Annotated in this window: 11 protein-coding genes and 2 pseudogenes; 9 read left to right on the forward strand and 4 right to left on the reverse strand. The window is 64.5% G+C overall.

The window, feature by feature from the left end; genetic code table 11:
* The 3 genes and pseudogenes from KU884_RS01450 to KU884_RS18815 all read left to right on the forward strand — a co-directional run.
* Window positions 1-996, forward strand: a complete 996-nt coding sequence (locus KU884_RS01450; protein WP_254432233.1) for a branched-chain amino acid ABC transporter permease — start codon at window positions 1-3, stop codon at window positions 994-996.
* Between the two features lie 171 nt (window positions 997-1,167).
* Window positions 1,168-2,325 (forward strand): annotated as a pseudogene (locus tag KU884_RS01460) (ABC transporter substrate-binding protein).
* Window positions 2,326-2,460: 135 nt separating this feature from the next.
* Window positions 2,461-2,532 (forward strand): annotated as a pseudogene (locus KU884_RS18815) (hypothetical protein); the annotation flags it as partial.
* A 62-nt stretch (window positions 2,533-2,594) separates the two neighbouring features.
* Here the strand turns inward: KU884_RS18815 and KU884_RS01465 are convergent.
* Genes KU884_RS01465 through KU884_RS01475 form a run of 3 tightly spaced genes read right to left on the reverse strand, consistent with a single transcriptional unit; the run spans window position 2,595 to window position 4,803 of the window.
* The gene (locus tag KU884_RS01465; protein ID WP_254432143.1) at window positions 2,595-4,199 is read right to left on the reverse strand and encodes an IS66 family transposase; all 1,605 of its coding nucleotides are present in this window, start codon (window positions 4,197-4,199) and stop codon (window positions 2,595-2,597) included.
* 44 nt (window positions 4,200-4,243) lie between these two features.
* Entirely contained in the window at window positions 4,244-4,600 is a 357-nt protein-coding gene (tnpB, locus tag KU884_RS01470) for an IS66 family insertion sequence element accessory protein TnpB (RefSeq protein ID WP_167780958.1), read from the reverse strand.
* The gene (locus KU884_RS01475; protein ID WP_167780922.1) at window positions 4,597-4,803 is read right to left on the reverse strand and encodes a hypothetical protein; all 207 of its coding nucleotides are present in this window, start codon (window positions 4,801-4,803) and stop codon (window positions 4,597-4,599) included. The genes tnpB and KU884_RS01475 overlap by 4 nt, the downstream gene beginning before the upstream one ends.
* A 132-nt stretch (window positions 4,804-4,935) precedes the next feature.
* Between KU884_RS01475 and KU884_RS01480 the strand changes: the two genes are divergently transcribed.
* From KU884_RS01480 to gap, 6 genes are all read left to right on the forward strand, one after another.
* Complete coding sequence (locus KU884_RS01480; protein ID WP_254432144.1) at window positions 4,936-5,499, forward strand: ATP-binding cassette domain-containing protein; 564 nt, start codon at window positions 4,936-4,938, stop codon at window positions 5,497-5,499.
* On the forward strand, window positions 5,492-7,801 hold the full coding sequence (locus tag KU884_RS18820; protein WP_167780960.1) for an ABC transporter permease: 2,310 nt from the start codon (window positions 5,492-5,494) through the stop codon (window positions 7,799-7,801). Before KU884_RS01480 ends, KU884_RS18820 begins: the two co-directional genes overlap by 8 nt.
* Entirely contained in the window at window positions 7,798-8,631 is an 834-nt protein-coding gene (locus tag KU884_RS01495) for a phosphoenolpyruvate hydrolase family protein (RefSeq protein ID WP_167780961.1), read from the forward strand. The genes KU884_RS18820 and KU884_RS01495 overlap by 4 nt, the downstream gene beginning before the upstream one ends.
* Before the next feature lie 10 nt (window positions 8,632-8,641).
* The gene (locus KU884_RS01500; protein WP_167780962.1) at window positions 8,642-9,085 is read left to right on the forward strand and encodes an SRPBCC family protein; all 444 of its coding nucleotides are present in this window, start codon (window positions 8,642-8,644) and stop codon (window positions 9,083-9,085) included.
* A 15-nt stretch (window positions 9,086-9,100) separates the two neighbouring features.
* On the forward strand, window positions 9,101-10,762 hold the full coding sequence (locus KU884_RS01505) for a flotillin family protein (protein WP_167780963.1): 1,662 nt from the start codon (window positions 9,101-9,103) through the stop codon (window positions 10,760-10,762).
* Between the two features lie 151 nt (window positions 10,763-10,913).
* Window positions 10,914-11,927 (forward strand): type I glyceraldehyde-3-phosphate dehydrogenase, encoded by a 1,014-nt coding sequence (gap, locus tag KU884_RS01510; protein ID WP_167780964.1) that lies wholly within the window; start codon window positions 10,914-10,916, stop codon window positions 11,925-11,927.
* A 25-nt stretch (window positions 11,928-11,952) separates the two neighbouring features.
* Here gap and putA read toward each other — a convergent pair whose 3' ends face one another.
* Window positions 11,953-15,108 carry a bifunctional proline dehydrogenase/L-glutamate gamma-semialdehyde dehydrogenase PutA gene (gene putA / locus KU884_RS01515; RefSeq protein ID WP_167780965.1) on the reverse strand — a complete coding sequence of 1,052 codons (3,156 nt, stop codon included), beginning with the start codon at window positions 15,106-15,108 and terminating at the stop codon, window positions 11,953-11,955.
* Window positions 15,109-15,236 lie beyond the last annotated feature (128 nt).

A 15,236-nucleotide genomic window follows, 5' to 3' on the forward strand; every position in this document is an offset into this window, starting at 1 on the left:
ATGGTGATGCGATGGCTGAGACGACCCACCCCCGGGGAGTGGGCTCTGCTGGGAATTCTGGTATTTATTGTTCCTGCAGTGGCCAGTGATTTCTGGTTGGTTCAGGTGTTCGCTCGCGCGATGATTCTAGGCCTAATTGCTCTTGGCCTAGCCTTTCTCGCTGGTTTTGCGGGTATCGTCTCTCTCGCGCAGATGACCATCGCAGGAGTCGCCGCTTACACGGTGGCTATTTTCAGCACAACGGATCCTGGTTTGCAGGCGACTCTGCCTCCAGAAATCACAGTTATTCTCGCCCTTTCGCTCGCCGTTGCGGTGGCAAGCTTTGTTGGTTGGTTGGCAGTGCGAACCACCGGCATTTACACGATCATGATCACGCTAGCCATTGCCGTAACGTTTTCTATTTTTGCCCGTCAAAATTATGTGGTGATGGGTGGCTTCACTGGATTTACAGGAGTGGCTGCGCCCGCGTTCGCGGGAGTGCCATTGCGGTTACCTTTGCCCTTCTATTTTCTCTGCCTGATAGTAACTGTCGCTGGCTACTGGACAATCCGCCATTTGCGCCGCACGCCTTTTGGGCTCTCCCTGCAGGGAATCCGTGATGGAGCCCGTCGAATGGCCGCACTTGGCTACAACGTTCATGCTCACCGCATACTTGCCTATGCCTTGGCAGGCCTCCTCGCGGGAGCGGGCGGGATTCTTATGGTCTGGTTTAATACCCGTATTGACCCGTCTACGGTCTCCGTTATGCCAGTGATAAACATTCTCATCATCGCCATTATTGGTGGTCTTGGGCACCCGATCGGTGCGTTTATCGAGGCATTGATATTCGTGCTTTTGGATATATTCGCTGCTGACCTAATTCCTGGAGCACGGGAGCGTTTCAATCTTCTTGTAGGAGTGATTTTTCTGCTTATCGTAGCGTTTTCCCGCGACGGAGTCGTTGGTATCTGGAAATCGTATATCCGCTCCATGCGGACCCGAGAGCCGGGTGCGTGAGTTTTTCGCGTCCTCGGCAAGGCATTCATTGAGATGCCTTAAAACTAGAGAAAGTAGGAGGAGAGAACCATGTCACATAATGCGCTTCGAATGGCTGCGTTTTACACAGTGGCTACGCTGGGCTTGGTACCAATGGCTCAGGCCGATGAGGATCCTATTGTGATCGGGACTATGGCCACGCTTGAGGGTGCTTTTGCCTCAGCTGGCGAGGATGGCATGCGCGGTTTCCGTATGGCGCTTGAGGAATTCGATGGCGAAATCGCCGGGCGTGAGATCAAGGTGATCTCGGAGTCCACGGATACCTCCCCGGAAAGCGCTGTGAATGCGGCCTAGAAACTGGTCAACGTGGACGGCGCTGACCTGCTTCTCGGACCGCTGTCGGGCTCCGAGGGGATTGCCGTGCGTGACTACTCACGGGATGTGGATGGAGTAACCTTCATCAATGGTGCGTCTGCAGCCCAGGAGACAACGCTCCGCGATCCCTCCGATAACTTCTTCCGGTTCAGCACGGATGGCGCTCAGTGGATGGCCGGGCTTGGCACCTACGTCGTCGACGAGCGCGACTGGAAACGCGTCGCGACGGTGGCCGAGGACTACTCGTTTCCTTACGCCCAGGTAGCCGGCTTTCTCTACGAGTTCTGCCAGGCCGGCGGCGAGGTGGCAGAGCGCTTTTGGACGCCGATTGGCACCAGCGACTATAGCTCCGTGGTGTTTTCGATCCCAGATGATGTTGACGCCATTTTCGTGGCCCTTACGGGCTCCGACGCTGTCGATTTCCTTCAACAGTACCGTGATGCTGGCGGTGACAAACCCATCATCGGCGGCACGAATACTGTCGATGGCACGGTCCTGTCAGCCGAAGGTGGCCAACGTGATCATATTGTGGGGACGCCAAGTGGGGCACCAGTTCCCGGTGAGTGGGACAACGAGCAGTGGAAGAACTGGGTTGACCGCTATCACGAAATGTTCGGTGATGATGCGTTAAGCGAACCCTCGATCTTCGCCCATGCGTACTACACCAATACGCTCGCAATGCTGACGGCCCTTGAAGATGTCGGCGGCGAACTGGGTGACCACTCTGAGTACCGTGAGGTGCTCGCCAACCTGGAAATCGAGACGCCCACGGGGGCCGTGTCCCTCGACGAGAACCGGGCCGCGATCGCCGACATGTTCCTCCGTGAGGTGCGGGTCGACGATGACGGCAACCTCTACAACGCCAACGTGGGGGTCGCGGAGGGTGTGAACCAGACGCTGGGCATGGACCGGGATGAATTCCTGGCTCTTGAAGCACCCAGCCGTGATCACCCGCGCTGCGCGGAAATTCGCTGAAGGGTCTTGACGGCGATGGCGACGGGAGGGTCGATGCGCGGAAACCACGACACTAAGCAGGAGCGGGCCACGAGTCTGGCGGAGACACTCTTCGCTGGTGACGAGGCCGCCGCGCTCAGTCTGCGCCGCGTTTCGATGCGTTTCGGGTCTCTCGTCGCCCTGCAAGACATTTCGTTGACCGTGCCGGAAGCGGGGCGCCACGCCATACTCGGTGCCAACGGCGCGGGCAAGACGACACTGTTCAATTGTAAGCGATCCGGGAACCCCAACTACTCAGCGGATTTGAGCGCGTATAGGCTCTCATCCTGGTTCCACGGCAGCAGATCCGTGATGGCCTCGTCGGTTGTCGCCGCCGGCAGGTTCTTTAACACCTCGAGCAGGTACGCGTAGGGCTCCAGGCCGTTGATCTTGGCCGTCTCGATGACGCTGTAGATCGTGGCGCTGGCGTGGGCGCCCCGCTGTGTGTGGCTAAAAAGCCAGTTCTTGCGCCCCACCACGAACGGCCGGATGGCGTTCTCCGCGGGGTTGTTGTCCAGCGGGATGCGCCCATCGTCCAGGAACCGGATGAGCCGGGGCCACTGGCTGTTGAGGTAGTGCACGGCTTTGCCGATGGCGGTCTTCGGCGGCACCTTCTCCAGTGACTGGTCAAGCCACTGGCGCAGATCCTTGATCAGCGGCTGGCTGTGCGTGGCGCGCAGGCGTTCACGCTCCTCAACGGGCAGGCCCTGCGCCTCGCGTTCCACGCGGTAGAGTTTGCCGATGGACGCCAGCGCTCGGTCCGCCTTCCCGGTCTTGCCCTTGGGCTGGGCTTTCTGGGCCTCGACGAACTGCCGCCTGGCGTGCGCCCAGCAGCCAGCGTGAGTGATCGCATTGTCGCGCACCACCTGGGCATAGCCCTCGTAACCGTCGGTGAGCAGGATGCCGTCGTAGTCATCCAGCAGGCGGCGCGGGACCTGGCCCGAGCGGCTGGGGTCGTAGTCGAACAGCACCACCTCGGCACCGGGTGGTCCGCCGCGCTGGACCCACATGTACGAGGTGCTGGAGGCAGCACGCCCGGGCTCGGTGTTCACCTGCACGGTCGTCTCGTCCATGTGGATGAGTTCCGCGCCTTGCAGATGGGCGCGCAGGCGCTCGGCCAGTGGGGCGAGCAACGTGCCCATCTCCACCATCCAGCGGGCGAGCGTGTTCCGTGGCAGCTCCAGGCCCAGTCGTTTGAAGACCTGCTCCTGGCGGTACAGCGGCAGCGCGTCCTGGTACTTGGCGGTGGCGATATAGGCAAGCAGTCCGGGGCTCGCGTTGCTCTTCGGCAGCGGCTGCGGCGGCAGATCGGCGATCTGGACACCGTCCTCGCAGGCCCGGCAGGCGTACTTGATGCGCACATGGCGCAGCACCTGGATCTGGGCCGGGATGATGTCGAGCTGCTCGGTGACCTCTTCGCCGATGCGGGTGAGCGCACCGCAGCCGCAGGCGCACTGCTGTTCGTCCTCGGGGAGATCGTGGACGATGTCCACGCGAGGCAGCTCCGGCGGCAGTGGGGCGCGCCCACCCCGGCGACGCTTGCCGCCACTGGGGGCCGGCTGGTTTTCCTCTTCCGCCTCGGCAGTCTCACCTGACTCGGCGGGCTCTTCCACCAGGCTCTCGGCCTCGTCGAAGAACAGGTCCTGCTGCTTGATGCTGTACTTCTCGGTGGAGGGGCCGAAGCGGTTGTCCAGCAGCAGCCGGATTTGCTCGAACAGCGAGCGCTTCTCTGCCGCCCACGCGGCCTCCTTCTCGGCGAGTTGGGCCTGGAGGCGTTCGACCAGAGCGCGCTGTTCGTCGAGCTCGCGCTGGAGATCGGAACTGGATGGCAACGTGTTGGTATCGGCCCGTTTCATGCCGGTAATTGTACCAAAAAGGCACTAGAGAGACGACCAAAATGTCAGCCAACCGACTGATAACGCAGCGCTTTGTGTGGTCGCATGCGGCTAATGTCGATGCCATCGAGCAGCCAGTTGAGCTCCTGGCCGGAGAGTGTCAGACGCTCCTGCTCACCGCACACTGGCCACTTGAACCGCTCCTGCTCGAGGCGCTTGTACCAGACCACGAAGCCGTTGCACTCCCAGAACAGGATCTTCACCTTATCCTGCGCCCGGTTGCAGAACACGAACACCGCCGCGGTGAACGGATCGCACTCCATGACTTCTTGGACGAGCAGCGAGAGCCCGTCGATGGACTTGCGCATGTCCACGGGCTCGCGGCACAGATACACCGCCACATCGCTCCCGGGCCGGATCATGCCACCACCTCCACGGCGACGAACCGTGCGGGACGGTGACGCTCCGGAACCGGAACCCCAGCCTCATGCAGCCGGCGCTCCCAGTCCATCAGCTCGGCCAGCGAGACATCCTGGCGCCGGGCATACTCACTCAGTGACAAACCCAATGCGTGGGCGTGATACAAATGGCCCAACCAGCGGGCTCGTACCGGGGATAACCACATACTCCAGGCCTCCCATCCATCTGGAAGGCTCAGTGTCCCGGAACCGGAATCGACTCAACAGATGGGGTTCGTGGAGCGGTTACGTTCAATTGCATCACCGGCGATCTGGTGCCCAGCGGCGGACGGATTCAGATGTTCTCCGAGGACATTACCCGATTGCCGGCGCACCAGCGTATCCGGCGCGGCCTGCGCCGCACCTACCAAACATCATTGGTTTTTCCGGAACTCAGTGTGCTGGATAACCTTTTTCTCGCTGAACAGGGTGTCCACGGCGGTCGTCAATCCTTCCTCTGGGTGGCTCCTGACAACCCCCATCGGCAACGCGCCCAGGAACTCGCGGAGTTCGTCGGCCTGGAATCGTGGATCGGCACCCTGGCGGGCGAGCTTTCCCATGGCCAGAAGCGCCAGCTGGAAATTGGCATGGCGTTGGCGGGGCAACCGCGGCTTGTGCTCTTCGATGAGCCGGCCGCCGGTCTGTCGCAGTCAGAGCGCGGTCGACTACGTGAGATCCTGTTTGGCCTGCCGCGATCTATCACGTTCGTCATTATTGAACACGATCTCGAGGTAGCGCTCAGCGTTGCCGATCGAATCACCGTCCTGCACCAGGGTGCCTTCTTCCGTTCGGGAACACCCGCGGAGATCGAGGCGGACGAGTCGGTGCAGGAAATCTACCTGGGGCGGAGAAGCGATGAATAGCGAGGCGCGTCGGCGAGCCACCTACCCCGCGCTCGAAATCGAGGCGCTGGATGTTCACTACGGGGAGGCATACGTGCTCCAGCAGGTCTCGCTGCAGGTGCCTGCGGGCGAGGTGGTGACAGTAGTGGGCCGCAATGGCATGGGCAAGACAACCCTGTGCCAGACGGTGATGGGGCTCAAGCGCTCCACAGCCGGCATCGTCCGCGTCTTGGGGGGTGACGTATCGGGGCTGCCACCGGAGCAGATCGTCCAGCGGGGTGTCGGCTACGTTCCTCAGGGACGGCGCGTCTGGCCGTCGCTTTCAGTGGACGAGCACCTGCGCATGCTAGCGCCACGCAGGCGCGATGGCGACGTTCGCTGGACGCAGGAGCGCATCTACGAGATTTTCCCGCGGCTTGCGGAGCGTCGCAATAACAGCGGAACCCAGCTTTCCGGTGGCGAGCAGCAGATGCTGGCTATCGGGCGTGCCCTCCTGGCGCAGCCGAGTCTGCTGGTCATGGATGAGCCCACCGAGGGTCTCGCGCCGGTCATTGTCGATCAGATCGTCGACCTGTTGCGCGAGCTCGCGGCAGAGGGTGAGATAGCCACTCTGCTGGTGGAACAGAATCTGCGCGTCGCCTTGGACGTGGCCCGCGAGGCGATCGTTCTGGTCAACGGCCGCGTGGCATTGCGAACGCCGGCCGAGGCACTTGCCCGCGACCGAGAGCTTCAGCAGCAGCTGCTTGGTGTTAGTCGAGACACCGACGACGCCCCCACTCAGACAGCCGAAACGCGGGAGGAGGGCGCGACGCCCGGCCCGGCGTCTGCGGCAGCGATGGAGAGGAGCACCATGGATAAGCCTTTCGCTGGAGGTCCGGCGCCCTGGACGCGCTGGGGCTATGGCAACCCGTACGGCCGCAACGAAGAAAGAGAGGAGGCGTCTGCACCGTCCGCCCATGAGATTACGCCCACCCGCTGGTCGCGTGCGGCCGGTGCCCCGGCTGGTGGTGCGTCGCCGACCCCTGGTGCTGTTCCTGGAGTGCCGGGTTCGGGTGCGCGCCGGCCGGCGTCGGTTACCCCGGCCCGGCCTCAGGGGGAGCGGCAGCGCCTGGCTTATGTGGTCGGAACCTTCGATACCAAGAGGCGCGAGCTCGATTATCTGGCAGAGCGATTGCGCCGGTTCGGCGTCCGCGTGCGCACTGTCGACCTGTCGACCAGCGACGGGGCGAGCACCGCAGATGTGCGACCGACCACCGTGGCTGACTGCCATCCCAATGGGCGTGGTGCGGTATTTACCGGCGACCGAGGTTCGGCGGTCACGGCTATGGCTACCGCGTTTGTTCACTACCTGCTCGGCAGGAACGATGTCGGTGGTGTGATCGGAGCCGGCGGCTCCGGGGCGACAGCACTCGTGACCCCTGCTATGCAGGCCTTGCCCGTGGGCGTTCCGAAAGTCATGGTCTCGACCGTCGCCTCCGGTGATGTTGCTCCTTACGTGGGCCCCACTGATCTCTGCATGATGCACTCGGTTACGGATGTTGCTGGCATCAACCGCATTTCCCGGCGGGTACTCTCGAATGCAGCCCACGCCCTCGCGGGCATGGTGAGCATGCCGGTTCCGGCGGACGTCGATGACCGGCCCGCTGTGGGGCTCACCATGTTCGGCGTGACCACGCCCTGTGTGCAGGCAGTGAGGCAACGCCTGGAGGGACGTCACGATTGCCTGGTGTTCCACGCTACCGGGACCGGCGGGCAAGCCATGGAAAAGCTTGCTGCCTCCGGAATGTTGGATGGCCTACTCGATATTTCCCTGACCGAGGTGTGCGACCTGCACGTGGGCGGCGTCATGAGCGCCGGCGAAGGGCGGCTCGATGTCCTGGCGGAGCGCGAGTTGCCCTATGTTGGTTCCCTGGGTGCTCTGGACATGGTGAATTGGGGGGCCTGGGAAACCGTGCCGGAGCGCTTCTCCAAGCGCAATCTCTACCGGCATAACCCGCAGGTCACCCTGATGCGCACCACCCCCGAGGAATGTCGGGAGATGGGGCGCTGGATCGGTCGCAAGCTCTCTCGCGCCCTTGGCCCCGTGCGCTTTCTGATACCGGAAGGTGGGGTGTCCATGCTTGATGCACCGGGACAGCCTTTCCATGACCCGGATGCTGATGCTGCGCTCTTTGCCGGGCTCGAGGAGACGTTCCAGACCGGACCGGCCAGAACGCTTGAACGGCTACCCCATCACATCAACGATCCCGCTTTCGCCGATGCCCTGGTGGCGGCCTACGAGGCGATCGCGCGTAATCCGAGCGAACGGAGGAGTCAGGCATGACCGGATTCGACCGAGGGGAACTCATGGCCCGCTTCCATCAAAAGGTGTCCGGCGGGGAGCCCATCATCGGTGGTGGCGCCGGCACGGGGCTGTCGGCGAAGTGCGAGGAAGCAGGCGGCATCGATCTCATCGTGATCTACAACTCGGGGCGTTACCGAATGGCCGGGCGAGGTTCGCTTGCCGGGTTGCTTGCATTCGGCAACGCCAACGAGATCGTCATGGATATGGCGCGCGAAGTGTTGCCTGTGGTTCGCAAGACGCCGGTGCTCGCCGGTGTCAACGGTACCGACCCATTTATCGTTGGTCGCCACTTCCTGCGGCAGGTGCGTGCCGCAGGCTTTGCCGGCGTTCAGAACTTTCCTACTGTCGGGCTGATCGACGGCCAGTTCCGTGCCAATCTCGAAGAGACCGGCATGGGCTTCGAGCGAGAGGTGGAGATGATCGCCGAGGCGCGGAGCCTCGACCTGCTCACGACGCCCTACGTCTTCAATGAGGACGAGGCCGAGGCGATGACCCTTGCCGGTGCCGATATATTGGTGGCCCACATGGGGTTGACCACCGGCGGGGCAATCGGCGCCCGCACCGGACTCGATCTGGACAGCTGCGTCGCACGCATCAACGCCATCGCCGAGCGTGCCCACGGCCTGCGCGACGATCTCCTCGTGCTCTGCCACGGCGGGCCGATCGCGGAGCCGGCCGACGCCGCCCACATCCTTGCCAACTGCCCGGGTTGCCACGGTTTCTTCGGCGCCAGCTCCATGGAGCGGCTGCCCACCGAGAATGCACTCGTCGCGCGCACCCGCGAGTTCGTCGGTCTGCGTCGGCACTAAGGAGTCCGCCATGGTGAAGGTATTTATTAGCAGCGTCATCGATGCCCCGGCGGCTGACGTCTGGGCGGTGGTGCGGGGGTTCAACGAGATGCCAGAGTGGCATCCTGGGATTTCCCGATCCCGAATCGAACGCGGTTTGCCGCAGGACTGCATTGGTTGTGTCCGCGACTTCGAACTCGCCGACGGCGGACGGATACGGGAGCAGCTGCTGCAGCTGTCGGATTTCGACTACAGCTTTTCCTACTGCATTCTCGAAGCACCTTTGGCAGTGAGCGACTACGTGGCCGGATTGCGCCTGATTCCGGTGACCGACGGCGATCGTACCTTCGGTGAGTGGACGGCGGAATTCGGCACCGACGCAGGCCGCGAAGAAGAAATGGCTCGAGTCATTGGCCAGGATGTTTTCCAGGCGGGCTTCGACGCGCTCAAGGCGCGCTTCGCCGACAATTCGTAGAGGAGGTACCCGGCCATGACGGGGATAGTACTGACAGTCCTGGCGGCGGTCGTTGTCACCATCGTCCTTGGTATCCGCTTTTTCCAGCGGGCGACTCAGGACATCTCGCTGGTGCGGTCCGGCCTGGGTGGGACGCGGGCGGCGATCGGTGGCGGGATGTTGATCGTGCCAATGCTGCACAACGTCACACGCGTCAACATGAACACTATGCGCCTGGAACTGACCCGGACGCATGACAAGGCGCTGATCACCGGCGATCGCATGCGCGCCGATGTGGTGGTCGAGTTCTACGTTCGGGTGCGCGCCGAGCGCGAGGCGGTGGAACTGGCGGCGCAGACCCTTGGTTCTCGTACGCTCAATCCTGAGCACCTCAAGGCGCTCGTGGAGGGGAAGTTCGTCGACGCTCTGCGCTCGGTGGCAGCGGAGAAGACTATGGAGGAGCTCCATGCCAATCGGCGTGAGTTCGCCCGCGCGGTCGCGGAGCAGGTTGGTGACGGGTTGGGGCGTAATGGTCTCGAACTCGATACTGTATCGATCACCGCCCTAGACCAAACCGATATCAAGTACTTCAATCCCTCAAACGCGTTTGATGCGGAGGGTCTGACTTGGCTCACTGAGCAGATCGAGACGCGCAAGAAAAAGCGCAACGACATTGAGCAGGACACGGCCATCGCCTTGCAGCGCAAGACACTGGAAACGGAAAAGAGCCGACTCGATCTGGAAAAGGAGAGTGAGTACGCCCGGCTACAACAGCAGTACGACATTGCCGACCGGCGCGCCCAGCAGCAGGCAGAAATCGCGGAGACCGAAGCCCGCAGTCATGCTGCCGCCGAGCAGTCGCAACTTGATGCCGACCAGGCGCTCGAGGCACGCCGCGTCTACAACGACCAGCGCCTGGGCGAATTGCGGGCTCAGCGAGACGCCGCGGTCGAGGTATCGCGCTTGCACGGCGTGATTGAGCAGAGCGCCAAGGAGCAGGAGCAGAATCAAGCGTTGGCGGCGCTTGCCGAGACGCGGGGACGGCTCGAACTCGCGAATGAGCATGTGGAGACCCTTCGCGAGACTGAGATCGCGCAGCGCGACAAAGCCATCGAGGTCATTAAGGCTGCCCGCGAGGCAGAGCGGGAGACAGAACACGCACGTATTCACGCCCATGCCCGCCGTGACCGGGTGGAGATCGAGGCCGAAGAGCGGAAGCTGCGCGCGGCCGCGGAAGCGGAAGCAGAGCGCCTGACTGCGGATGGGGATATGGCACGTCAACAGATGGAGGCAGAGGCCATGCGACTGCTCAACGAGGCACGCAACGCGCTCTCAGAAGAACAGACTCAGGCCGACATGCGTCGCCGTCTGATCGATGCCCTGCCCGATATCCTCCGTGCCAGCGGTGAGCCGCTGAAACACGTCGACAGCATTCGAATCGCGAAGGTTGATGGTCTGCAGCATGGTCAACGCATGTCGCCAGACAGCACGGACGGGGGGCGTACCGCAAACTCCGGCCAGGCCTCAGAGCTATTGTCGGCACTGATGGATTATCGTGCTCAGGCGCCGGTTGTCGATGCGATTCTGCGCGAAGTGGGCCTGGCAGGGGATGGCTCCGGCCTTAGCGTCGATAGCTTAAGCCCGAGGCCCACCGATGCGCGGCGCCCGCGGGGCGACGAGTCGGAGACGGATGCCTGAAACACGACAGGTTTTCTGCCGGCTATGGCCGAGGGCCAAATCTTGGACGAGGCCACCGACAAGGCCGCGATGACCGACGACGAGGTGCTGGGCAAGTACCTGGGCGTCTCGGCCTGACCCGTAATCGAGCAGTTCCCCCTGGAGGTACGCCATGGCCTACCGTATCGCCATCAACGCTTTCGGGCGCATCGGCAGGAATGCCCTGCGCGCCATTGTCGAGCAGGAGCGCGGCGAGACCCTGGAGGTTGTCGCCATCAACGACCTGGGCGATGCTGCGACCAACGCCTACCTGTTGCGGCACGATACCGTTCACGGCCGGTTCGCCGCCGATGTTGCGGTGGACGGCGACGACCTGCTGGTCAACGGCCGGCGGGTGCGCGTGCTGGCCGAGCCGGACCCGGCGCGCCTGCCCTGGGGGGAGCTCGGCATCGATGCGGTGCTGGAGTGCACCGGCCTGTTCGCGAGCCGCTCCGGTTCCCAGGCGCACCTGGACGCCGGCGCCCGCAAGGTGGTGATCTCCGCGCCGGCCGGGGACGACGTCGACGCCACCATCGTCTACGGCGTCAATCACCGTACGCTGACGGCGGACCACACGGTGATTTCCAATGCCTCGTGCACCACCAACTGCCTGGCGCCGATGGCGGCGCCGCTGCACCGGCACATCGGCATCGAGCACGGCCTCATGACCACGGTGCATTCCTACACCAACGACCAGGTGCTCACCGACGTCTATCACAAGGACCCGCGACGCGCCCGCTCGGCGACCCAGTCCATGATCCCCACTCGCACCGGCGCCGCCGCTGCGGTGGGCAAGGTGCTGCCGGAACTGGCGGGCCGCCTGGACGGGTTCGCCGTGCGCGTGCCCACCATCAACGTTTCGCTGGTGGACCTGACCTTCCGGGCGGCACGGCCCACCTCCGCCGACGAGGTGGACAGCGTGCTCCGGCACGCCGCTGCAGGCGAGCTCGAGGGCATTCTCGCCGTCGCCGAGGAGGATCTCGTCTCCGTGGACTTCAACCACACCACCGTGTCCGCCACCTATGACTCCTCCATGACCCGCATGGGCGGCGACGGCCTGGTGAAGGTCTGCGCCTGGTACGACAACGAGTGGGGGTTCGCCAGCCGGTTGCTGGATACCACCACGGCACTGCTTCGCGCCGGTTGACCGGGGCGAAGCAGTGCCGTGGTGATTAGCGTGGCAGGTCCTCCTCGTCCCCCATGGCAAACAGCGAGGCGTTGCCGCCGGCCGCCGTTGTATCTACGGTGACCGTGCGCTCGGTGGCGAAGCGGTGCAGGTAGCGCGGGCCGCCGGCCTTGGGGCCTGTCCCCGAGAGCCCCTCGCCGCCGAAGGGCTGCACCCCCACCACCGCGCCGATCTGGTTGCGGTTCACGTACAGGTTGCCCACGCGTGCCCGCTGGGCCACGCGCGCTGCTACGGCGTCGATACGGCTGTGCACGCCCAGGGTCAGTCCGTAGCCCGTGGCGTTGATGGCGTCGATCACCCGGTCCAGGTCCTGCGCCCGGTAGCGAACCACGTGGAGGATCGGGCCGAAGTGCTCATCGTCCAGAGCGTCGATGCCGCTGATCTCGAAGGCAATGGGGGGTACGAAGGTGCCTTCCCGGGTTTCCTTTGGTAGCGGCGTTTCGCCGATGACCCGACCGCTGCGCCGCATGGCCTCCACGTGCGCCATCAGGTTGTCCCGCGCCTCGGTATCGATCACCGGGCCCACGTCGGTGGCCAGCCACGCCGGGTCGCCCACGGTGAGCTCCTGCATCGCGCCGTTGAGCATGGTCAGCACGTGATCGGCAACGTCCTCCTGCACGTAGAGAACCCGCAGCGCCGAGCAGCGTTGCCCGGCGCTCTGGAAGGAGGAGATCAGTACGTCCCGCACCAGTTGCTCCGGCAGTGCGGTGGAGTCGGCGATCATGGCGTTCTGGCCGCCGGTCTCGGCGATCAGGGGAATGATCGGCCCCTGACGCTGGCTCAGCGTCTGGTTGATACGCCGTGCCGTGGCCACGGAGCCGGTGAAGGCGACGCCACTGATGCGCTCGTCCGCCACCAGCCGGCCGCCGATCTCCCCGGCGCCGGGGAGCAGGTGCAGCACCTCCGGCGGAATGCCCGCTTCGTGCAGCAGGGCGGCGGCCCGGGCGCCGATCAGACTGGTCTGCTCCGCCGGCTTGGCCACCACGGTGTTGCCGGCGGCCAGTGCGGCCGTCACCTGGCCTGTGAAAATGGCCAGCGGGAAGTTCCAGGGGCTGATGCACACGAACACGCCGCGGCCGTGCAGGGCGATCTCGTTCTTCTCGCCGGTGGGGCCGGGCAGCGGCATGGGTGCGCCGAAATCCAGGCGGCAGCGCTGGGCGTAGTAGCGGCAGAAGTCCACCGCCTCGCGGACTTCCGCCACCGCGTCGGGGATGCCCTTGCCGGCCTCACGCACGCACAGAGCCATGAGTTCGGCCAGGTGCTCTTCCATGAGGTCGGCCATGCGCTCCAGGCATTTGGCCCGTTGATCCGCCGGGGTGGCCGCCCACTGCGGTGCGGCCCGGGCGGCCATGGCCACGGCTTCGTCCGCCTGCGCCGGCGTGGCCCAGGTGACCTGACCCACCTCCTGGCTGTTCCAGGCCGGGTTGCAGACCGGCTCCGCCGTACCGTGCCTGGCCTTGCCACCGATCAGCGGCTCGGCCTTCCAGCGCTTGTCCGCGGCCCTGGACATGGCCTCGCCCATGGGCTCCACCACAAGGTGGTCGGCCAGATTGACCCCTTTGGAGTTGCGCCGCTGTTCGCCGTATATATGTGCCGGCAGTGGGATGCGCGGGTGGGGTTTGTTCTGCAGTCCCTGTACGGCGTCCACGGGGTCGGCGATCATCTCGTCGATGGGCAGCTTCTCGTCCTGGATGCGGTTGACGAAGGAGCTGTTGGCCCCGTTCTCCAGCAGTCGACGCACCAGGTAAGGAAGCAGTTCCTCGTGGCTGCCCACCGGCGCGTAAATGCGCACCGGTCGATGACCGCCGCGCCGTCCTACCACCGGCTCGTACAGGGCTTCGCCCATGCCGTGCAGGCGCTGGAACTCATAGGGGGCGTCGCCGGCCTCTTCCATCACCCAGGCGAGGGTGTGGGCGTTGTGGGTGGCGAACTGTGGGTAGATGCGCTCGGGGCCTGCCCGGAGCATGCGCCGGGCGCAGGCCAGGTAGGAGACGTCCGTGCTGGCCTTGCGGGTGAACACCGGGTACTCCGGATAGCCACTCTCCTGGGCGCGCTTGACCTCACTGTCCCAGTAGGCGCCCTTGACCAGCCGTACCATCAGCCGCCTGTCATGGCGGTCGGCCAGGTCCGCCAGCCAGTCGATCAGTGGTGCGGCGCGCTTCTGGTAGGCCTGCACCGCCAGACCGAAACCGTGCCAGCCGGCCAGACTGCCGTCACCGGCCACCGCCTCGATGACATCCATGGAGATGTCCAGGCGGTCCGCCTCCTCGGCATCAACGCACAGGCCGATATCCGCGTCCCGGGCCATCTCTGAGAGGTGGCCCAGGCGCTGCACGAGGATGTCGCGGCTGCGGTTGAAGTGACCGAACTCGTAGCGGGGGTGCAGTGCCGAGAGCTTCACCGAGATGCCGGGGCCGTCCAGCACGCCGCGGCCCTTGCCGGCCTTGGCGATGGCCTTGATGGCGTTCTGGTAGGCGGCGTAGTACCGGTCAGCATCCTCCATGGTGCGGGCGGCCTCGCCCAGCATATCGTAGGAGTGGCGGTAGCCCTGCTTCTCGTCTTCCCGGGCGCGCTTGATGGCCTCGTCGATGGTGCGGCCGATGACGAACTGCTTGCCCATGATGCGCATGGCCTGGCGGATCGCCTGGCGGATCACCGGCTCGCCACTGCGCTGGACCATGCGCCGCACGGTGTAGGCGAGATCCCCTGTGGAGCGTTCGTCGAACCGCACCACGCGGCCGGTGAGCATTAACCCCCAGGTGGAGGCGTTGACGAAGATGGACTCGCTGTGTCCGAGGTGGGATTCCCAGTCACCGGTGCTGATCTTGTCCTGGATCAGGCGGTCGGCGGTGGTGGAGTCGGGCACGCGCATGAGCGCTTCCGCCAGGCACATGAGGACGACGCCCTCCTTGCTGGAGAGGTCGTACTCATGCAGTAGCGCGTCCACGCCGCCCTGGGAAACGCGGTTGTCGCGCACATGCTGGACCAGCCGGGTCGCCTCCCGGGCGACGTTGTCCCGGTGCGTGGCATCGCTGGCCGCCTCCCTGGCGAGCTGGTTGATCATGCGGGTCTCGTCGGCGTGATAGGTCTCGCGGACGGCCTGGCGTAATTTTCCGGGCTGGGGACCAGGGGTGACGATCATGGGCGATTAACCCTCGGATAGGCGCTGCACCAGGAGGCGCTGGCGCGGCGGATGGGTCGGGGGCACCTGTGGGCGCCCTGCGTGATTGTCGCGGCGGCCCACGCCCCCGGTGGAAACTGAGGCGGGTG

It is taken from the genome of Aquisalimonas sp. 2447 (genome assembly GCF_012044895.1).
In the GTDB taxonomy this organism is placed as follows: Bacteria; Pseudomonadota; Gammaproteobacteria; order Nitrococcales; family Aquisalimonadaceae; genus Aquisalimonas.

Bases quoted from the DNA above. Each gene is read 5' to 3' on its own strand.
- tnpB (WP_167780958.1), bottom strand. From the start codon at position 4,600: ATGATCCGGCCCGGGAGCGATGTGGCGGTGTATCTGTGCCGCGAGCCC.
- KU884_RS01500 (WP_167780962.1), top strand. From the start codon at position 8,642: ATGGTGAAGGTATTTATTAGCAGCGTCATCGATGCCCCGGCGGCTGAC.
- putA (WP_167780965.1), bottom strand. From the start codon at position 15,108: ATGATCGTCACCCCTGGTCCCCAGCCCGGAAAATTACGCCAGGCCGTC.
- KU884_RS01495 (WP_167780961.1), top strand. From the start codon at position 7,798: ATGACCGGATTCGACCGAGGGGAACTCATGGCCCGCTTCCATCAAAAG.
- KU884_RS01480 (WP_254432144.1), top strand. From the start codon at position 4,936: ATGTTCTCCGAGGACATTACCCGATTGCCGGCGCACCAGCGTATCCGG.
- KU884_RS01505 (WP_167780963.1), top strand. From the start codon at position 9,101: ATGACGGGGATAGTACTGACAGTCCTGGCGGCGGTCGTTGTCACCATC.
- KU884_RS01475 (WP_167780922.1), bottom strand. From the start codon at position 4,803: ATGTGGTTATCCCCGGTACGAGCCCGCTGGTTGGGCCATTTGTATCAC.
- KU884_RS01465 (WP_254432143.1), bottom strand. From the start codon at position 4,199: ATGAAACGGGCCGATACCAACACGTTGCCATCCAGTTCCGATCTCCAG.
- gap (WP_167780964.1), top strand. From the start codon at position 10,914: ATGGCCTACCGTATCGCCATCAACGCTTTCGGGCGCATCGGCAGGAAT.
- KU884_RS18820 (WP_167780960.1), top strand. From the start codon at position 5,492: ATGAATAGCGAGGCGCGTCGGCGAGCCACCTACCCCGCGCTCGAAATC.
- KU884_RS01450 (WP_254432233.1), top strand. From the start codon at position 1: ATGGTGATGCGATGGCTGAGACGACCCACCCCCGGGGAGTGGGCTCTG.